This window comes from Aquiflexum gelatinilyticum (assembly GCF_024813435.1).
Taxonomy (GTDB): domain Bacteria; phylum Bacteroidota; class Bacteroidia; order Cytophagales; family Cyclobacteriaceae; genus Cognataquiflexum; species Cognataquiflexum gelatinilyticum.
Genome location: NZ_JANAEZ010000012.1, coordinates 1 through 20,773 on the forward strand (window position 1 = coordinate 1; position 20,773 = coordinate 20,773).

At 40.4% G+C, this 20,773-nt stretch carries 18 protein-coding genes; 6 read left to right on the forward strand and 12 right to left on the reverse strand.

All coding sequences use genetic code 11. The annotated features are described in order from the left end of the window. Positions 1–212: 212 nt before the first annotated feature. From lepB to NK987_RS19720, 8 genes are all read right to left on the reverse strand, one after another. A complete protein-coding gene (lepB, locus tag NK987_RS19685; protein ID WP_259265254.1) occupies positions 213–1,310 on the reverse strand; it encodes a signal peptidase I in 1,098 nt (365 codons plus the stop codon). A 228-nt stretch (positions 1,311–1,538) separates the two neighbouring features. Then, entirely contained in the window at positions 1,539–2,366 is an 828-nt protein-coding gene (locus tag NK987_RS19690; protein ID WP_259265255.1) for a ZIP family metal transporter, read from the reverse strand. A 123-nt stretch (positions 2,367–2,489) separates the two neighbouring features. Then, positions 2,490–2,909: a DsrE family protein gene (locus NK987_RS19695; protein ID WP_259265256.1), complete on the reverse strand. Its 420-nt coding sequence runs from the start codon at positions 2,907–2,909 to the stop codon at positions 2,490–2,492. Between the two features lie 73 nt (positions 2,910–2,982). Further along, a complete protein-coding gene (locus NK987_RS19700; protein ID WP_259265257.1) occupies positions 2,983–5,391 on the reverse strand; it encodes a TonB-dependent receptor plug domain-containing protein in 2,409 nt (802 codons plus the stop codon). Between the two features lie 131 nt (positions 5,392–5,522). Continuing rightward, entirely contained in the window at positions 5,523–6,785 is a 1,263-nt protein-coding gene (locus tag NK987_RS19705; RefSeq protein ID WP_259265258.1) for an NAD(P)/FAD-dependent oxidoreductase, read from the reverse strand. Positions 6,786–6,949: 164 nt separating this feature from the next. Then, entirely contained in the window at positions 6,950–7,426 is a 477-nt protein-coding gene (locus NK987_RS19710; protein WP_259265259.1) for a nucleoside deaminase, read from the reverse strand. 202 nt (positions 7,427–7,628) lie between these two features. After that, the gene (locus tag NK987_RS19715; protein WP_259265260.1) at positions 7,629–8,369 is read right to left on the reverse strand and encodes a LytR/AlgR family response regulator transcription factor; all 741 of its coding nucleotides are present in this window, start codon (positions 8,367–8,369) and stop codon (positions 7,629–7,631) included. Then, positions 8,366–9,439 (reverse strand): sensor histidine kinase, encoded by a 1,074-nt coding sequence (locus tag NK987_RS19720; RefSeq protein ID WP_259265261.1) that lies wholly within the window; start codon positions 9,437–9,439, stop codon positions 8,366–8,368. The genes NK987_RS19715 and NK987_RS19720 overlap by 4 nt, the downstream gene beginning before the upstream one ends. Before the next feature lie 267 nt (positions 9,440–9,706). On the opposite strand from NK987_RS19720, the gene NK987_RS19725 reads away from it, so the two are divergent. Beyond that, entirely contained in the window at positions 9,707–12,220 is a 2,514-nt protein-coding gene (locus tag NK987_RS19725) for a TonB-dependent receptor (protein ID WP_259265262.1), read from the forward strand. Between the two features lie 193 nt (positions 12,221–12,413). On the opposite strand, the gene NK987_RS19730 is transcribed toward NK987_RS19725, so the two are convergent. After that, positions 12,414–13,391 (reverse strand): pyruvate dehydrogenase complex E1 component subunit beta, encoded by a 978-nt coding sequence (locus NK987_RS19730; protein ID WP_258421362.1) that lies wholly within the window; start codon positions 13,389–13,391, stop codon positions 12,414–12,416. Positions 13,392–13,507: 116 nt separating this feature from the next. Then, positions 13,508–13,933, reverse strand: coding sequence for a rhodanese-like domain-containing protein (locus tag NK987_RS19735; protein WP_258421363.1), 426 nt, complete (start codon positions 13,931–13,933; stop codon positions 13,508–13,510). Between the two features lie 83 nt (positions 13,934–14,016). Here NK987_RS19735 and NK987_RS19740 point away from each other — a divergent pair, with 83 nt between their 5' ends. Both NK987_RS19740 and hisS read left to right on the forward strand, forming a co-directional pair. Further along, positions 14,017–14,520 carry a metallophosphoesterase family protein gene (locus NK987_RS19740; protein WP_258421364.1) on the forward strand — a complete coding sequence of 168 codons (504 nt, stop codon included), beginning with the start codon at positions 14,017–14,019 and terminating at the stop codon, positions 14,518–14,520. Between the two features lie 476 nt (positions 14,521–14,996). Further along, the gene (hisS, locus tag NK987_RS19745; RefSeq protein WP_258421365.1) at positions 14,997–16,370 is read left to right on the forward strand and encodes a histidine--tRNA ligase; all 1,374 of its coding nucleotides are present in this window, start codon (positions 14,997–14,999) and stop codon (positions 16,368–16,370) included. A gap of 52 nt (positions 16,371–16,422) precedes the next feature. Here the strand turns inward: hisS and NK987_RS19750 are convergent, their stop codons facing one another. Further along, positions 16,423–16,704 carry a hypothetical protein gene (locus NK987_RS19750; RefSeq protein ID WP_258421366.1) on the reverse strand — a complete coding sequence of 94 codons (282 nt, stop codon included), beginning with the start codon at positions 16,702–16,704 and terminating at the stop codon, positions 16,423–16,425. 194 nt (positions 16,705–16,898) lie between these two features. On the opposite strand from NK987_RS19750, the gene NK987_RS19755 reads away from it, so the two are divergent. Continuing rightward, positions 16,899–17,231: a YbaB/EbfC family nucleoid-associated protein gene (locus NK987_RS19755; protein WP_258421367.1), complete on the forward strand. Its 333-nt coding sequence runs from the start codon at positions 16,899–16,901 to the stop codon at positions 17,229–17,231. Continuing rightward, positions 17,231–18,235 carry a glycosyltransferase family 2 protein gene (locus tag NK987_RS19760; protein ID WP_258421368.1) on the forward strand — a complete coding sequence of 335 codons (1,005 nt, stop codon included), beginning with the start codon at positions 17,231–17,233 and terminating at the stop codon, positions 18,233–18,235. The genes NK987_RS19755 and NK987_RS19760 overlap by 1 nt, the downstream gene beginning before the upstream one ends. Here the strand turns inward: NK987_RS19760 and NK987_RS19765 are convergent. Beyond that, a complete protein-coding gene (locus NK987_RS19765) occupies positions 18,232–18,450 on the reverse strand; it encodes a PspC family transcriptional regulator (protein WP_258421369.1) in 219 nt (72 codons plus the stop codon). The two genes, NK987_RS19760 and NK987_RS19765, sit on opposite strands and share 4 nt — an antisense overlap. Positions 18,451–18,553: 103 nt before the next feature. Here NK987_RS19765 and NK987_RS19770 point away from each other — a divergent pair, with 103 nt between their 5' ends. Continuing rightward, positions 18,554–20,305, forward strand: a complete 1,752-nt coding sequence (locus tag NK987_RS19770; RefSeq protein WP_259265263.1) for a tetratricopeptide repeat protein — start codon at positions 18,554–18,556, stop codon at positions 20,303–20,305. The last annotated feature ends 468 nt before the right edge of the window (positions 20,306–20,773 follow it).

Below are 20,773 nucleotides of genomic sequence, written 5' to 3' on the forward strand. Positions count from 1 at the left end.
GTTCTCTCCTAAGGCTATCGATGGATCGCTGACAGGTTTTCAATTATACCACCGTTCTTGGTTTAATACAACTGTTCAAATCTAAGGTAGCTATCGGAATTAGCCTTGGGCCAGGTGCAGGGTACTCAAATTACACCCAGGCCCACCATCTATCTCTATACTACACCTAGGGGAGGGGCAAGTTTCGAAATTTTCTGATTGACTGAAAATCCTCATTCAATTTCCATAAATATCCTTTCCCATCTGATCCGATCCAATCCTGTCGCCTCTACATTTTTTGAAAACAAGACCATGACCGGTTTGCCGACGATATGGTCCTCCGGGGCCAATCCCCAATACCGGGAGTCGATAGAATTGTCCCTGCTGTCTCCCATCATAAAGTAATAATCCTGATTGAAGGTGTATTGGGCCATTGTTTTTCCTTCGATTTCCAACTTCCCGTCTGATATTTCCACTTTATCCTGACCTTCATACTTCTCGATCAATTCCCCATAAAGGTCCAAAGTCGTTGCATTGATTGGTATTTGCATTCCTTTTTTCGGGACTGTCACCGGGCCGTAATTGTCTTTTGTCCATAGATTGGCCATGGAGGAGGGGAATAATTCCAAACCTGATTGGGTCTCAGAAGGTGGGTGAATGGAAATATTGAAGGGAGCTGATTCCATTTTTTTCAACTGTTCCGCGGTCAGCAACAGGCTGTAGACGGGTGTATTTTCTTTAGTATATCCGAGGAACCAATAATCTTCGCTGTCCAAACCGAATGCCTCTACGTGGTGGGATTGAAGCGGATATTCGGTCAACATTTCATAGCGGAATTTCATACCGGGAGGATTGGGCATCGCTTTTCCATTGACAAAAATCTGTTTGTCCCGGATTTCAAGCACATCACCGGAGATGGCCACGCAGCGCTTGACCAAGTAAGTCATGAGGTCCATCGGCCTTTCTGTGGGGTCAAGCAGGTCTTTGGGAGCGTTGAAGACTACTGTTTCGCCTCTTCGGACCCCTCTCATTCCAGGAAAGCGAAAAGTAGGGAGTTGGATCCAATCCAGGTAAGAGGGTATTTCTGTTCCCCAAATTTTCTGATGGGTTAAGGGTACCTGCAAAGGAGTGGTGGGTGTTCTTGGACCGTAATGGACTTTGCTCACGAGGATATAATCACCGACCAAGAGGGAATTTTCCATTGAGCTGGTCGGGATTACAAATGCTTCCGCCAAGGACCAACGGAACAAAGTGGCGAATACAACTGCAAAGACTATGGCATTTCGCCATTCAGTCAGGATAGTTTTTTTTTCTGTTGAAGAGGATTTCATGGCAGGGGAAAATTTGTTTGTTAAAAATGTGAAAGACTAAAAATAGGAAGTCAAAAAGTCAGATGCTATTCCAAAACCCTGATTTAAGGCTATTTAACAATTGACAATTGGGGATTACCCAATATGAGAATTTCTAAATTTCCAAGTTGAAAGCTTCGAAGTGTCCCAAGATTAAAAAGTACACATTGTCAAAATCCGAATCTGATTTCCCAAAATTCTGATCAATCCTTACCCCAAAGCCACATCCAAAATCATCATGACGGTAAATCCCAACATGAATCCAAGCACTGCCAAATCGGTGTATTTGTCGCGCTGTGTTTCGGGAATTACTTCTTCGACTACGACATAGATCATCGCGCCGGCAGCAAAGGAAAGCGCATAAGGCAATACATTCTGCATGTGGATGACCGCAAATGCACCCAAGACACCGGCAACAGGTTCTACGACAGCGGATAACTGTCCGTACCAAAAGCTTTTTCTCCGGCTCACTCCCTGTCTTCTCAAGGGTGCAGCGACAGCCAAGCCCTCAGGAAAATTTTGGATGCCTATTCCGATAGCCAAAGCCACTGCGGCAGAAATGCTCGCCCCTTCCATGCCGTTGGCTGCTGCGCCAAAAAGAATTCCTACAGCAAGTCCTTCGGGGATATTGTGCAGCGTAATCGCCAAAAGCAACAAAGTAGACCCGCGCCATTTGGTGGCTACACCTTCGGTCTCCTCTTTGTTGAAATTGATGTGGAGGTGGGGCATGAGCTTGTCCAAACCAAAGATGAAAAAACCGCCTGAAAGGAAACCGATCGCAGCCGGCAACCAAGGCATTGTCGGAAACATTTTTTCAGAATGCTTGATGCTCGGAGCCAAAAGTGACCAAAAACTCGCCGCAATCATCACCCCTCCCGTAAAACCGAGCATGGTGTCAAAAACTGCCCTGTTGATGGTTTTGAAAAAAAAGACTAAAGATGCGCCTAAGGCAGTCAAAAACCAGGTAAACAAAGTCGCAAGCAAGGCGGCTTTGACCGGTCCAATCTCAGTTGCATAAATTTCAATGTATTCAAGCATTGGAAATTGTTTCCACAAAATTATCCAAGTTTTTTGAATAGTAAGAAAAAAAGAAAATTCTAGTAAGTAAGGGACTCACTCCAAATGGACATTTTTCCCGGCTGGAAACTTTCAGATTTTAATTTACCCTCCTGCTTTGATATAAATCCAACCTGCTTCCTGCTTCATGACAAGTTCGATGATGGCAGCAGGGACAAATCCCGCCAAGGGCAGAAACTGCTCTTTTTTCATTTCCCTTTGCTTCAAAGTGTTTTCGCAGATAACAAAGACCACTCCCTTGTCCACCAATTTTTGCAGATCACTTTCAAACGGATTATCCGTTTTGCTGAGCAAATCTATACCCATTCCATGGGTGACCACTTCGATTTTTGCATTTGGAGCTGCAGTGAGGACGTTGTTGAGCTGTCTTATAAATTTCTTGTGAACTTCCTGTTCACCGTCTGTCAGTTGAAATAAGATTTTATGTTCAGCCGTGGAGACAACCTGCGCGGAGGCAATGGCAGTAAATACCATCAAAAGGAGCAATGTGAGGGAAGTTCGCATGATTTTTTTCTGTTAAGCTACGGTTTATCTTGTGATTATTTCGTGATTTGAGTCACGGATTTGGGAGTTATCCTCAGAAATTGGCCATCAGACTCAGGATAAAATTCCTGCCCGGAGCAGCAATTCCCGAGCTGTAAGTCCTAAACCTGATATCGGTGATGTTTTCAAATCCGGCACTGATGGTCAGGTGCTTATGGGTTTGGTACATTCCTTTAAGGTTCAGCGTTGCCCAAGAAGGACTATATGGGGTTCCATTGGCGTCAATGGCATATAATTCGGGTTTCCCCCTTTCTTCAAGGGGAAGCTGTTCGAAAGAAAACCCACCGGAATATTCAGAAAATAGCTGAACAGTCAGTTTCTCTTTTCGGTATTCCAACCGGCTTACGCCAAAAGTCGGCGGGGCATGTCGGGTGGGACTTTGGCTTCCATCATCGGTTTCTTCTGTTCCTTTTTGGAGATTTAATCTTGAGGAAAAGGTCAGATTCATCGGCAATTTGATTTCCAAAGCTGCCTGTAATCCAAGGATTCGGACGAAAGCCGCATTTTGCAAAGCCAATACTTTGCTCATTTCACCGTCGTAAAGGATACTGTCCATGCCGTTGAGGTTGTACGCCCTTCTTACCAAGGCATTGTCCAAATGGGTAAAATATCCGGTAAGGTCGATCATCATCCAATCCCCAAAAACTTTCCCCATGTTTAACTCCAAATTATAGGCGTACTCGGCTTCCAAGTCAGGATTCGGCACCATGACAGTTCCTGGCTCGGAGTCAAAAACTTTTCCAATATCGTCTACATTCGGCGCCCGGAATCCTGTGGAGGCATTGACATGTACTGTCCAATCAGGTGCAGGTGTATACACCCAACCTGTGTTTGCCGTGAGTGCACTTTCCCTGTTGTTGCTTTGTTCAAAAGGAAAGGGATAAAAATCCATGTTATTGCTAAAGTCGGCTTTCAGTCCAAAGTAATTATACCGCAGGCCTGCCTGAATGAGTGATTTTGAAGTGAGTTTCTTTTGGTAAGAACCATAGGCCGCATAAGATTTCCATGTCGCATCGGGATATCTCGCAGGCCCTACAGAAATTTCCCCGAAATTGATATTTTCATCCTGCCCGGTCGATTGAACATCATTTTGAATCAGCTCCAAGCCGTAAAAAAGTTTGGCGTTTTTTGGGAAGGTCTTCAGAAAATCAAGGTTGGCAGAATAAGCCATGACCTCTTCGGTTCTTGTCCGCCGGATAGGATCGTTGAAGTTTCGGTCAATCCTGCTTTCTCCGAATTTTTGGAGGGCAAGATTCAAGGTAACCTGATCAAAGGCCTTGGTATCGGAAGTATGGGAAATCTTCAGGTGGTTCATCATCCAAGATTGGGGCCCATATTTCCATTCTGCACTGCGGGGTTGGCCGTTTGGTCTAAACCGGATCAACCTGTCATACCTAGAAAACGTGGAAGTTTCCGAATAATGGAATCCATATTGAAAATCCCATTTTTGATTGGGAGCGAATCTGATTTTTTGCATCAGGTTGAGTTGGTTATAACCCGATGGAACTTGGATTTTGGGATTGGGATTTTCTACCAAAATGTCCTGGTTGTTTTCGGTGACCACATAAGTTGGCCGCAAAAATTCCTCTGGACCATGGCTTCCCATCTTGAGGTCGTCAAAATTATGGCTACTTATACTGGTGACACCTGCCCATTTTTTACTTCCATATTTCAGGTGGACATGTCCCGTTTTTTCGCTGTTGGCTGTGCTGGTCCGGAGGGTAACATTGCCTGAAAGGTATTTTCTTTCAGCGATTTGAGCCTGCAGTGTTTGGAAACTCATCACTGCCCCGATGGCATCAGAGCCGTAGATGATGGATCCCGGACCAAAAAATACTTCCGTACTTTCCGTAGCAAATGGATCCAAGGAGATGACGTTGTGGAGGTTACCGCTTCTGAAAATGGCGGTATTCATCCTTACACCATCCACGGTATACAATAGCCGGTTGGTCGAAAAACCCCTGATCATCGGACTTCCGCCTCCCTGTTGGCTCTTTTGTACAAAAACCTCCCCGGAAATGCCCAATAAGTCAGCTGCAGTCTGGGGATTTAGGAGATTTCTTTCTTCAGATGTGATGGTGGTAATCCTGGAAGGGACCTCCTGACGGGATTGGCTCCATTTGGTGGCTGAGACGACAGCTTGCTGAAGGTTGATTTCCGAAGCCTCGATGTAAACCAGAAAGCCTTCCGATTGAAGTTGGCTGTAACTTTTGGTGACCTGTATATAACCAAAAAGCCGGATTTCTATTTTTTCCTGGCCCTTGAAGGAGCTTATATCGGCCTCACCCTTTGAGTTGGTATGGATCAGTAGTTTTGATTTGGGTACTGCAATGTTTACAAACTCCAAAGGTATCTCTGAACCGGACTCCCGAATGGAAATAATCTGTCCTTTCGCAGTTCCAAATTGGAATATAATCAATAGCAATAATCCTAATCTTAGCATTCTTTTTAAAAATCAGCGTGGGAAGTTAGCCAACTTTTGAAAAATAAAAAGAAGAATTTATGTGAATGAAAAAGGCAGTGGAAGGCAATTTAAACAACAAAATGGCCCGGTGTCTCTCCGGGCCATTCCTATCAGGCTCTACCTCTGAGCATCATGTCCCAATACATTCTTGGGAGTACATATTTCTTGAGCAGCCACATGCTATATTGCTCTTTGCTGGTATCTACAAAAGTGGAGATGAGCGGGTCACTGTCTCTGACATTGTCATACTTAAATTCTGCCAACACCATCTTGCTGTATCCAGTTACTAACGGACAGGAGGAATAACCCTCATATTTCATTCCGCCCACGATGCTCGTTTTCATCAGATGAAGCAAATTCCCAACTACCACAGGTGCTTGTTTCCTTACCGCAGCACCGGTTTTTGCTGTAGGCAAAGCGGCCACATCACCCAAGGAAAAGACATTTGGAAACCTCAAATGTTGTAACGTATTAATGTCCACATCCACCCAACCTTTGCCTGGTCCATCTTTCATGGAGACGGAAGAATTTCTTACGAAATCAGGTGCCTGCTGTGGTGGCGCCAAGTGAAGCATGTCATAATGGATGGTGATCTCTGTTTCTCCACTCATTTTTTCCATGATTCTGGCGTCCAGTTTTTTGGAATATTCATCAAAGTCGCCTTTGATATACTTGAAAGTGATTTCTTGTTTGGCTCCATCAATTTTGACAGGGGCATAGAATGTCTTGAGAATAATATCTCTGTCTGCGATGATTTTGGTAAGTGTTTTAGCAAAATCCTCAACCCCAAAAATAACAGTTCCCGGCGTCGCAAAGATCACCTTGGTTTTGTCTCTTACCCCGGACCTTCTGAAATATTCCTCTGCGAGGTACATGATTTTTTGTGGAGCTCCGCCACATTTGATCGGAGTAGTGGGTTGGGTGAATACCGCATTACCTCCTTTAAAATTCTGCAGCACTTCCCATGTATGGTTTGGATTGGTATAATTGCTGCAAACAACTCCCTTGTCCATCACCTCGGATAATCCTGGAAGTAGTTCCGGAGCCATGATCAGACCCGGTGCCAAGACCAAATAATCATAGGTAATCTCACCTGATCTGGCTGTCTTTACCAGATTTTTTTCGGGGATCAATTCTGTGGCTTTGTCTTTAACCCAAGTGACGCCTTTTGGGATATACCTTGCTTCTGACCTTTCGGTGTCTTCAAATTTGTATGTTCCCGCTCCTACCAATGTCCATGCGGGTTGGTAATAATGTTTTTCGGAGGGTTCAAGAATGGCTACCTGAAGGCTTTTGTCTTTTCTTAGGAGCTGTGCAGCTACGGTTATTCCTGCAGTTCCTCCCCCTATGATCAATATCTGAAAGTGGCTCATGGATATTTTGGTTTTGTGTACAATAAAAATAGTGAGCTTCAAAAATGAAAACAGTGATTAAAATCACATTTAATCATTATTGGAAAAATAAGCATTGGTCAAAAATCTATGGGTCATTTAGATACCAAATGCCAGAAAGAAAATCTGATGCGGATTTATAATTATTAATACAATGTTTTGTTGTCCAGCTTTGCCCATTCTTTGAAAACCTGATTGGCTTCTTCTTGGTCAATTTGAGAAAAAGGGATTTTTCTATCCTTCATCGGTAAATCGAGCTCTTCATAGATAAATTGATCATCGAAGCCTATTGCCGCAGCGTCTTGTTTGGTATTCGCATAAAATACCCTTGCAGGTCTGGCCCAATAAATCGCTCCCAAGCACATGGGACAGGGTTCACAGGAAGTGTACATATCGCAACCTTCCAACTGGAAATTATCAAGGTTTTTGCATGCATCTCTGATGGCGACAACCTCAGCATGTGCCGTGGGGTCATTGGTTTCCATTACCGAGTTGCTTCCTTTTCCGATTACTTTTCCATTTTTTACAATGACACAGCCAAATGGGCCACCCTTTTCCTGCATCATCCCGGATCGGGATAGGTCAATGGCCATTTTCATATATTTCTTGTGGGGATCTTCCATTTTTAATTAAGTATCAAGTACTAAGTATCAAGTAAGTAATGTATAAGATCTGGACTTCATTTCCGACTTGGTATCTGTTAACCAAATAACCCATTAACCATTAACCAAATAACCATTAACCACTACTCCAATTTTCCGATATCTTAACAATCCGGACTTGACAACTATTACAACCACTACAACAATTCCAACCAATTAACCACTAACCAACCCACTTATTCAAAAACTCCATAAAGGAATCTTTGTAATTTTCGCTGACAACAATCTGTGCATTGCCTATGTGGATGACATTTCTGGATACGGAGTCGATATGGTCGAGGTTAATAATAAAAGAACGATGCACCCGCATAAAAGTATCAGCAGGCAACAAATCTTCCATGCTTTTCATACTCGTCAGGGAAAGGACTGGGTTGGGTTTGTCTTTCAGATGGACTTTAACATAGTCCTTATAAGCTTCGATGTAGGTAATGTCTTTCAGCATTACTTTTACAAGCTGGTATTCTACTTTTAGAAAAATGTAATCGGCTTGTTTTTCAACTTCGACTTTGGTTACAGTATTTTTTTTCTGATTTTCAAAAAACTGATATGCTTTGGTGGCGGCTTTGAGAAACTCCTCGTAGCTGAATGGTTTGAGCAGATAATCCAGAGCATCCACTTTATATCCTTCGACGGCAAATTGATTGTATGCTGTGGTAAAAATGATTTTGGGTTTTTTGGAATTGGTTTTGCCATCAAGGATTCTGGCCAATTCCATTCCTGAAAGGTCAGGCATCTGTATATCCAAAAAAATGAGGTCAACTTCATTTTGGTTGACATATCCCAAAGCTTGGATGGCATTGTCAAATTTGGATTGCAGGCTGAGAAACGAAGTCTGCTCGATGAATTTGGATACCATATCCAAAGCCAAAGGTTCATCATCCACAGCAATGCATTTGATTGTCATGAGAGGTCAATTTTCAAGGTAATCCTAAATTGGTTTTCGGCGTTTTCTTTGTCGATATCCAGTTTGTATTTGCCAGGATAGAGAAGTTCAAGTCTTCTAATTGTGTTGGTCATTCCGATACCACTTGCACTTCCTTCAGGTGTATTTTCGGTTGATTTGAAAATCGTATTTTTGGTATGCAATACAAGGTAGTTTTTCTCTTTTGAAAGTGAAATAAGAATAGAACTTTCTTTTTGTGAGCTGATACCGTGTTTGAAGCAATTTTCTATGAAGGGTAAAAGGAGCATGGGTGCGATTTCAGCATCTTCTATTTTTTCCGGAATATGGAGATCCAAGGTCACTTTGTTTGTCAGCCTCAATTTCATCAATTCTATAAAATCTTTGATAAACTCATTTTCCTTAGAAAGAAGGGTTTGGTTTTTTTCGGTTTCATATAGCACATATCGCATCATCCTACTCAGTTTCAATAATGCTGTTTTTGCCTTTTCGACATCAATATTGGTCAAAGCATAAATATTGTTGAGTGTATTGAAAAAGAAATGTGGGTTAATCTGTGCTTTGAGGTAGGAAAGTTCAGAATTGATCTGCTGCTGCTGAAGTTCAAGCCTTATTTTTTCGTCTGATTGCCATTTTTGTACTGCGCCGATACTCGTGCTGATACCGACGGACATATAAAAAATCAAAAGGCTGGAAATATCCCAATATAAGTTTCTTGGCCTTGGCGTATAGGGAACTTCTGGCCTGAATGCCAGATGCATCAGCTCCTGCATATTGAACCACTCATCATAAAGAATGAGAATACCGACATAAGCAAGACCCCCTAGAAAATTCAAAAACAGAAACAGATAATTTTTGTTTTTGAATAGGACTTTAGGAATCAGATAGAAGAAATTGAAATAGAAAGTAGCCACAAGAAAAATAAACTGTAAGGCCTGTTTGATCCAAAACTCATCAGGGCGCTCCACTTCCGAAGAAAGAGGGGTAAGTAAAAAGATAACCGATCCAAATAGACTCCAGCCCAAAACATGGATGAGCAACGGCATTCTTTTTTTGATAGTGATCTCAGGCATATTTATGATTTTATTTAAATCCTCCGAAAACTAATATAAAGTTTTGTGGTTAATCCACAACAATCTACCAATCAGGTGATTTAATCGGCAAAATGGGAAATCATAGGGATAACTCCTTAAAAACGACAAAAATAAGGCTTCATCAGGCTTTCCTTCCCTTTGGTCGATGCATTTCGACTACTTATCTATTTGATTTTTTTTTGTTTTGAATCAGATATTCCTTTGTTGGGTAAACTGTCCAAAAGACAACCACAAAATTTTAATTTGATGAAAACTACAATCCAACTATTTCTTTCAATGCTTCTTTTGTTAGGAGTAAATGTCTCTGAAGGACATGCGCAGGGAACAAAACCCGATTATAAGATATCAGGTAAGGTTCTTGACAAATCCAACAACCAACCTATAGCTTATGCGGCAGTTTCTTTGGTGGATGCCGAATCCCGCCAAAATGTGGCAGGTGCTGTAGCAGATTTTGATGGGGTTTTTATTATCTCGGGATTCAAAAACGGAAACTACCTTGTCCAGGTATCTTTTATGGGTTTTCAGGCTATGACTACTGATTTGATTGAAATCACTGATCAGAAAACCACTTTCGATTTAGGAACCATCACATTGGAACAGGAGGCGGTAGCGCTTCAGGAAGTCACTGTCATGGGCCAACGTGACTTGATCGAAGAAAAAGTAGACAGGACAATCTACAATGCAGAAAATGACAAAACCCTCGTAGGAGGTGATGCTTCTGATGTATTGAGAAGGGTTCCGATGCTTTCAGTCGATATGGACGGAAACGTCTCCATGAGAGGAAGTTCAAGCATTTTGGTATTGTTGAATGGCAAACAATCCGCTATTGTGGCTACCAATGTGGCTGAAGCTTTGAAGCAGATTCCTGCAGAAGAGATCAAGTCCGTGGAAGTCATCACTTCTCCTTCTGCCAAATATGATGCCGAAGGTACAGGTGGTGTCATCAATATCATCACCAAGAAAAACAATATCCAGGGCGCTTCATTGAACATCAACAGCAGCGTGGGCTATAGAGGATCTAATCTTGGAGTTAACGCCAGTTTAAAGCAAAAGAAAATGTCCTGGACATTGGGTGGATTTGGAAGATCGGGATACAACATCCTTGGATTTTTTGAAAACCAACAGTATATCACCAATGCAGATGGTACTACCCGTAATATTTCCCAATATGCCGATACAAGAAGCAACATGCTTTTTGGCAGGTACAACTTGGGTTGGGATTATGAAATCAACAAATACAATTTCCTGACGGCTTCGGTCAGCCTTGGAGTCAGGAATATGAGAAACAATCAGGATGGATTGCTTACCAATACTTCCTTGGATGATGTGCTTCAGAGTTCCATTTTGAGAGATGTGAATACCGACAACCTTTCAAACAATGTTGATGTAAACTTCAACTACACCAAATCCTATGAGAAAAAAGGAAAAGAGTTCAGCATATCAGGATTATATAGCCAAAATAACCTCACAAACGACTTCATTAACAGCCAATACGATGATTCTTTTGAAAGCATTTCCAGAAGGATAAAGAACTTAAATGCCGGAACAAACCGTGAGTTTACCCTTCAGTTGGATTATGTTACCCCATTGGCAGAAAATCAAATTTTGGAATATGGTGCCAAAAACATCCTTAGAAAAGCAGTCAGTGACTTTGCATATTTCACAGCTGAAGGCCCTGAAGGTGAATTTGTCGAAGTCGAGGATGTTACTTTCTCCAATGAATTCAGCTATGACCAGAACGTAACAGCTGCTTACGCATCATATACGACCAACTTCTTAAAGAAATATTCCTTCAAAGGAGGAATGAGATATGAATACACAAGCATTACAGCAGATTTTGCCAATTCAGAACTTGGCGGTGAGATACCTTCTTTTGGAGTATGGGTACCAAGTGTAAACTTGAGCAGAAAATTGCAAAAAGGAAATATGATCAAAGCGGCCTACAACAGAAGGGTGCAGAGACCTTCCCTCAATTTCCTGAATCCAAACATCAATGCTGCCAATCCACAACAGATCACACAAGGAAATCCTTTGTTGGAGCCCGAATTGACAGACAACTATGAAATGTCATACAGCACCTTTTTGAAAGGTTCCAATTTGAATTTTACCACTTATTTCAGAAACACCACCGGTTCTATCCAACCAGTGAGGACAGTACTGGAAGATGACATCATCTTTACTACTTTTGAAAACATAGGTCAAGAAAAAGCCTACGGTCTTTCCATATTTGCCAATGTCAACCTTTCGGGCAAATTCTCAGTGAACGGTAGCGTTGAAAGTTACTTTGCTCAATTGGACAATGGTTTGTCAGATCCTTTGTATGCAGCATCCAATGAAGGATTTGTTTTCAGCGGAAGGATTTTTGCAAACTACACCTTACCAAAAGATTGGCAGGTTCAAGCCTTCACTTTCCAAAGAGGAAGGAGGGTTGAATTGCAAGGTACTTCGGGAGGATTTGGAGTTTACGGTTTAAACTTCAATAAATCCTTCAATGAAAAAAGAGGTTCAATCGGATTCGGTGCTGAAAACTTCTTTACTAAAGTATTTACCATCAATAATGAATTGGTCACTCCAACAATCCTCCAACAAAGTACAGTTGGGATGAAAAACATGAACTTTAAAATCAATTTCAACTATAGGATAGGAAAATTGTCAGTCGACGGTCCCGGCTCTAGAAGAAAGAAAAGAGGGGTTACCAATGACGATCTTAAAGAGGGCGGAGATGGCAACAACGGTGCCGCTACCGGAGGAAATAATTAATAAATAGTTAAATGATTGGGTAATAGTTATTAATTAAGCCGCTTGGTTTTGTCAGGCGGTTTTTTTCAATTTTAGGGTTATAGAGGATGAGCCTTCATCCAAAGATTTTCAATAAAAATTACAGACACAAAAAAACCACTCAGGATAGCCTAAGTGGTTTTTTTATTTCATGATTTTACTCAAATCAAATTTCTTATTTATACATTACTTTTTTAACAGCATCGATAGTCCTTTTTACATTTGGCAATGTTGCCTCAATGTAGGTAGGGGCATAACTTAAGGGAACATCCATTGAGTTAACCCTGATCACAGGAGCGTCAAGGTAATCAAATGCGTTTCTTTGTATATGGTAAGCCAACTCAGAGGAAAGTCCGGCGATAGGATTGGCTTCTTCTACGACCACACACCTGTTGGTTTTCTTTACAGATTCCAGGCAAGTAGCATAATCTATAGGTCTGACAGTTCTCAAATCAATAATTTCAGCTTCAATTCCTTCTTTTGCCAATTCATCAGCAGCTTCGAATACCACTTTCATCATTTTTCCAAATGAAATGATAGTGACATCTTTTCCTTTTCTTTTGACATCGGCAACACCGATAGGTAATAGATACTCTCCTTCAGGAACTTCACCCTTGTCACTGTACATCAATTCAGACTCCATAAAGATCACAGGATCCGGATCCCTGATGGCTGCTTTCATCAAGCCTTTAGCATCGTAGGGGTTGGAAGGGACGATGACTTTAAGTCCGGGAGTATTTGCAAACCAATTCTCAAAGTTGGAAGAGTGGGTAGCACCAAGCTGACCGGCATTTCCTGTTGGTCCTCTGAATACGATAGGAACACTGTAGGCTCCTCCCGACATAGAAAGCATTTTGGCCGCAGAATTGACTATCTGATCTATGGCAACCAATGAAAAGTTGAATGTCATGAATTCGATGATGGGCTTCAACCCGTTCATGGCGGCACCCACTCCCAGGCCTGCAAAACCAAGTTCTGCAATTGGTGTATCATAGACTCTTTCCGGGCCAAATTCATCCAACATACCCTGGGATACCTTGTATGCACCGTTGTATTCTGCCACTTCTTCGCCCATCAGAAACACGTTTTTATCGCGTCTCATTTCTTCGGACATGGCTTCTCTTAATGCTTCTCTAAATTGAATAACTCTCATTATAAACAGTATTTTCGCACGTAAAAATAGGAAGTAATCCCTCAATTCCAAAACATCCTTTGGTTTGCAGTACTATATTTTAGGAATGGTTTTTTGGTAAGGAATCCGCTCTTGGATTATTGTTTTTCGGGCTTGACAACAGGTTTGCCGGATTCGACCCAATTATTCAGTCCGCCTTCGAGCATGTATATTTTGGTGAACCCGAGTTCTTTCATTTTTTCTGTGGCAGGAATGGTTCTTTTTGCAGATCTACAATAGACATAATAGGTTTTCTTTTTGTTCAGTTTGCTGACTTCTTCCTCGAAGTTACCTCCTGTCCAATTGACAAATGTCGCCCCTTCAATAAATCCCTCGGCAGTCTCTTCGGGAGTTCGGATATCGAGAATTACTGCCTTTCTTCCTTTGTGGGCTTTGATGTCAAATTCAGCCGGGCTAAGCTTTGTCGCTCCTTCTTGCGCTAGTGATTCTTTTGGGATAGAGAAGAAAAGGGTCAGAATCATCAGTGTCCATACTGATTTTGACCAAGTAGTTTTATTTTTCATGACAAATAAGATGTTAGAATATTGGGGATTTCTTTATTTCTTTAGCAACAAATTTACTGATTAAAAAATTTAAAAAGCCCAAAATGAAGAAAATCGGCCTTATTTCTGACTCGCATGGGTACATTGACGAAATGATTGTTGCACACCTAAAGGAGGTAGATGAGATATGGCATGCCGGTGACATAGGTGAATTGTCTGTATTGGATCAATTACCCTCCGATAAGGTATTGAGGATCATCACCGGTAATATTGATGGGCTAGATGCAAGTAATTTTTTACCGGAAGAATTATGGTTTGATGTCGAGGGGCTCAAAGTTGGGATGATCCACATCGGTGGCAAACCGCCCCAATATGCCAAAGGAGTAAAAAATCTCATCAGGCAACACGGTGTCCGGCTATTTGTGTGCGGGCATTCACATATCTGCAAAGTGGAATTTGACAAAAACCTGAATTGCCTCTACATGAATCCCGGCGCTATTGGTCAATCAGGCTTTCATGTCATCCGGACAATGTTGCTTTTTGAAATTGAAAATGCTAAAATCCAAAATCTCAAGGTGGTGGAATTGGGGAAAAGAGGACGGGGTTAAAGGTTTATTGGTTATTTGTTTAACTGTACTGCAAAAAACTTGTCTTATTTCATGGAGAAAGGTTCAAATAAAAAAACATTCATTTTAAGAGTACATTCCATTTATCAGATTTAAACAATTAATCCTTTAAACGAATTACAAATAACCAATAACCATTAGTCCAAAAACCAAAAACCATCCAATAAAAAAAGACAACGCGTCTATCGTTGCCTTTTTTATTTCTTTGGAAAGAAAAGTTAAACAGTATTAAGCGAAGTTCTTTTTTAGGTCTTCGATGTCTACATTTTTGATTACCGGCTTGGCACTCAACTGTTTGATCTTAATGACTCTTGTATTTTGCTTTAACCTCTTTCTTCTCAATTTTCTTTTTAGTGCAGTAACTCCCATCGTCTTATTCTTTATGTGAACTCAAATGAACCGCAAAATTAAGATAAAAATTTGATTTTGCTTAACTTTGGATAAAATTAATATAAAAGATGGCTGTCCAAAAACCAAGTTTGCCAAAAGGAACCCGTGATTTCGGTCCGCTCCAAATGGCAAGGAGAAATTTCATTTTAGATACGATCAAAGATACATTCAGACTTTTTGGTTTTCAGCAGATTGAGACTCCTGCCATGGAAAACCTCAGTACCCTTACCGGAAAATATGGCGATGAAGGAGATCAGTTGTTGTTTAAAATACTGAATAGTGGCGATTTTATCAAAGATGTCAAGGAAGAGGACATACAAGGGGGTAGTAGCAAAGTATTGCCCAAAGTAGCAGAAAAAGGCCTTCGCTATGACTTGACGGTTCCTTTTGCTAGGTATGTGGTCATGAACAGAAACGATATCTCTTTTCCTTTCAAGCGTTTCCAGATCCAGCCGGTTTGGCGGGCGGACCGTCCTCAGAGAGGAAGATACCGGGAATTTTACCAATGCGATGCAGATGTGGTGGGGACGGACAGTTTGGTATGCGAACTTGAAATCTTGCTCATGATAAAGCGGGTTTTTGGAAAACTTGGAATCACGGATTATGATATCAAAATCAATAACAGAAAAATTCTGACTGGGATTTCCGAAGTGATCGGCGAAAAAGGCAGGGAAGGGGAATTGTGCGTCGCTATTGACAAACTGGATAAAATCGGTTGGGAAAAAGTACAGGAGGAGTTGACACAGAGGAATTTTTCACCGGATTCTGTACTGAAACTTGAACCCATCATCAGCCTTAGCCAAAATAATGCTGACAAACTCAATTTCTTAAAGGATTTTTTAAAAGAATCCGAAACAGGATTAAAAGGAATTGCTGAATTGGAAGAAGTATTTGATTTGTTGCATAAATATGGAGAATCCGAAGCCCATGTAGATTTCGATGTTGTTTTGGCCCGTGGGCTCACGTATTACACAGGCGCCATATTCGAAGTCAAAGTCAACAATGTAACAATTGGATCAGTAAGTGGAGGAGGAAGGTATGACAACCTCACAGGAGTATTTGGATTGGACGGTGTGTCAGGAGTGGGATTCTCTTTTGGAGTGGACAGGCTTTATGATGTCATGGATGAATTGGGGATTTTTCCTGAAAGCAATTTGGAAAAAACCAAAGCGCTGATTACCCATTTCGATGAAAAAGGATTTGAATATGGTCTTCAAATCCTTCATAAATTGAGATCAGCAGGTATTCCTTCAGAACTTTTTCCTGAAACGGGGAAGATCAAAAAGCAACTGACCTATGCGGACAAGAAGCAAATCCCATTCGTAATTATCCTCGGCGAAAATGAAATTCAGGAGGGTAAAGTCAGCCTTAAAAACCTAAATTCCGGCACCCAAGAGACAGTCAGCATAGAAAAAGCCACCGAAATCCTCATCAACAGTTAACCCAATAACCAATGACCAATAACCAATAACCAATAACCAAAAACCCAAACCTCTAATTCACTTCCAATATGGCATTGATCGGGATGTGGGTGTTGCATTTTAACGAAACAAATCTATCCCCGACTGCCCAAACTGTAGTGCTTACCTGATAAATATTTCCATCTGCATCTTCAAATGTAATGGTAGATTTGCTCCTGAGTAGGTTGCCGATTGCCTGCGCCCGCATCAGGTCAAAATTTCGCCTTCTTTTCGCCATATCATCCATCAAGACCTCTTTATTTGAAAATTTCAGTCCGATTATTTTTTCTTTTTCTATTTTCTCAATTGTTTTCATGGGAGTAGAATTTAGAATATTGAATATACAGAAAATCAATCGTTTAATTTTTTGTTTTTGTTTCACAAAAACCATTTAATTTTTTAATGGTAAGAATTACCAAAATTTAATTTTGTCAGGTGACCCCGTTTTGAGTAATGTTTTCAAGTGCCTCGATTTCCATTATATTTGCAGATTGCAAAAAACGATAAGCTATGTTTGATTTTATGAGTATTATGAATAAGGTGAAGGAAGCCCAGGCAAAAATCAAGGATGCCCAGGCCAAATTGGTCCACCTTACCGCTGAAGGAGAATCCGGTGCAGGATTGGTGAAAGTGAAAGTAAATGGAAACCGACTAGTCATGTCCATAGATATGGATGATTCTTTGGTAAATATTTCCGATAAAGAAATGCTCAGCGACCTCGTAGTAGCAGCTACCAATAAAGCCTTGGAGGCCATAGAAATAAAAATCAAAGAGGAGCTCAAATCCGCAACTGATGGGATGATGCCAAACATTCCCGGGATGGATCTTGGAAGTATGTTTTGATGCAAAATGCCGCAATAGTCATACTGAATTACAACGGAGTGGAAATGTTGCGAAAATTTCTTCCCTCTGTAACTCAATTTTCCACTTTTCAGGTTATCGTGGCAGACAACGGAAGCACAGACTGTTCCGTCGATCTACTTTTGAATAATTTCCCTCAAATAAGATTGATTCGGTTAGAATCTAATTTTGGCTTTACGGGAGGGTACAACCGGGCTTTGGAAATAATTAGGGGGGATTTCGGCTATTATATCCTTCTCAATTCTGATGTGGAAGTAGAAAAAGCATGGGATGTAAAACTGATCCGATTTTTGGAGGAAAATCCTAAAGCAGCGGCTGTTCAACCGAAAATACTTTCTTTTCCAAATCGGGGTTATTTTGATTATGCCGGTGCAGGTGGTGGTTTTTTAGATGGATTGGGTTATCCATATTGCAGAGGGAGAATTTTTGATACTGTTGAGAAGGATGAGCATCAGTATGATGATACTATTCCTGTGGATTGGGCTTCAGGGGCGTGCATGGCAATAAGGGCAAGCTTGTTTCATCAAGCAGGAGGATTTGATGAAAGGTTTTTTGCCCATATGGAAGAAATTGATATTTGTTGGAAAATCAGAAAGATGGGCTATTCTATCCATTATTTGGGAATTTCCAAAGTCATGCATGTCGGTGGAGGAACCCTTCACAGGACCAATCCTTGGAAAACTTTTCTGAACTTCCGAAACAACCTCCTTATGCTCCACCAAAATCTGAAAACTTCCTGCTTTGCCTCTGTTTATCTGAAGAGAATACTGCTTGATTTGTTGGCAGCTTTTGTTTTTGTTGTCAGGGGAAATTTTCAAGATGGCAAAGCAGTCCTACAAGCTCACTTTGCATTTCACAAAATGAAATCCAAATCCCTGAAGTCTAAGGAAATTGAAAATATAGGGATCATTGGAAATGCCAATTCCCGAAGCTCAATATTATGGGATTATTATATAAGAGGGAAAAGGACTTATCAAGACCTTTAATCAAAAAGTACAGGATTGTTCATCTTGCGGAAATATTTCCTGATTTTCATCATCATCGCTAGACTTACATAGATAATGATAGGTGAACCTAATGTAATAAAAGAACTGTAAATGAAGAATAACCTGATGCTGTCAATCGGGAAATGAAGACGTTCAGCTAGTTTGTAGCATACGCCAAAAGCCCTATCTTGAAAAAAAAGCTTAATTTCGTTCATATATAGTTGGTCTTGGTTAGCGGGACAAAATTACTAATTTAAATTCATTAATCTAATTGAATGCCAAATGTTTAATAATCTGATAAAATCAACCCTCTTTTTTTTGTTCATTTATTGTTTGGGATCTTGCAGTCCAAAAACCGGTTTGTATGACAACCTGTTGGATGGCATTGTCGCCAAACCTGAAATTTTGAAATTGCATAGAGATTCGGTTCGGGTTACATTACAGGGGGCTGTGCCTTTGAAATATTTAACAAAGGATGCAAAAATATACCTCTATCCAGAATATATATATGGAGAAGGTTCATTGAGATTGGGCGAATTTATTCCTTTTGATGCATCTTACACCAAAAACCTAATTGATGCCAAGGTAGACGAGAGTATCGTATTTCCGTATTTGCCTGGAATGGAAAAGGGGCAATTGGTGCTCAAAGGGATGGTGGAGAGGAAGAAAGGAACTTTCCAAGCGCCAATTAAAGTCATAGCAGAAGGTCTTGAAACCACACCTCTTTTGACGAGATATGGGCAGGTGCTTCCCGATCAGCCTATTCCGGAAATTGGTATTTATATCCTTAGGGAATTTAAGGATATGAATCAGATTGAAATCAGGGACTTCTATGTTCCTTTTGAACTTGGAAAAGGACAAAAACCTAATCCTGTGTTTACGATCCCTTTTTCGGATTATCTAATTAAAGGAGAAATGGGAATGAAGATCAAAAAAGTCGTGGTCACAGGATTATCCTCCCCTGAGGCAAAAGACAACATAAATGGATTGGCAAAAGAAAGGGGTGATTTTATTGCAGAAAGACTGAAGTCAAACCGTTTTTTGTCTGACATACCCGTCGAATCGATGTACAGGTCCGGCGATTGGTTTGACCTGAGACAGCTTTTGTCAGAATATGAGGGCATCTCCCAAGATCAAAAAGAGTCTGTATACGCTGTTCTTTTAAATGGAAATAGCTTTGCTTCTCAATTGTCTTCACTCCAAAAGCTGCCTTCTTATAAAAATATATCGAGAGATTTATTTCCAAAGCTACGATCAGCCAAGGTTTCCTTTGAACTTGAAAATACAAAATTCAATGACATTGAAATTTCAGCAAGTGTTTTCGCCTTACTAAACGGAGATGACCCCTTGGAGGGATTTGAAAGCGACCACCTTATATATGCAGGTCAAAATGCGCTTAAGCTTGATGAAAAGGAGGCCATATACAAAAAATTGAATGAGCTTTTTCCTTCAGAATTGTCTTACAACAACCTTGGTGTGGTGTATTTAAATTTGGCTCAAAGGGAATTGGATGTAAGGAAGAAAAACATTCTAATTTCAGATGCCCTTACAAATTTGAAGCATGCAAATAAAATCAAACCTGGATCTATTCCACTCCATAATATTGGGAGAGCTTATTTATTAAGGGGTGATTATTTTGAAGCTTATATCGCCATCTCAGAAGCCTCTGCAATGGAAAAAGAGGAAACCAATGATTTTTTAAATTACAATGAAGGACTTCGCGGGGCCTTAGACATTATAAACGGAGATTATAAACTCGCTACTATCAGGTTTAACAAGACGATAGAAAATGAAAGCAATTACTTTAATAAAGGATTAGCCTACTTTTTATCTGAAGATTATTTGAAGGCATCAGAAAACTTTGAGTCATCTGTCCAAGCGGATAGGGAAGCGGGTTTTGGATTTTATGGACTTGCTTTGGTCGCTGCTGTAAATCGTGATAGAATGGCTTTGATGGAAAATCTTGGAAAGGCTGTAGAACGGAGCGAATACCTAAAACAAAAAGCCCTTACAGACATTAACTTCAAAAATTACCGAGATGAACAAGAATTCATTAACCTGTTCAAATAGTATGTAAAAAAGAGAATATTCTTCGTTCAAAAAGCAAATTTCATTTTTATTCAAAAACTTTTGAATTTGTCTTTTATCATTTATATTAGGTCCTGACTTGTGTAAATACAATAGAAAACTACAATTCTGTAAAATATTGCAGACTAATATATTTTCTATATATTGGCAGCGTTAGAAATTAACAACTATTAACATTAACCCAAAATCTCCATGCCTATGATTCCATTCTTTTTTTTTAAAAAGTAAAATAAATCGTTTTAGCACCCCTTAAATTGGCGTTTTGAATCACTTATTCAAAACGAAGTAGCGACAGTTCTTCTGTCAAGGTATAATAGGCAATAGTTCAGGAAATCAATTTTATCTTCCCCAAAACTGTTGCAATTATTTTAAAGATACTTGCAAACGATTGCACTATCGGTTGAATTGATGAAAAACTTTAAAATCTTATCAATTAATAATTATTACCCA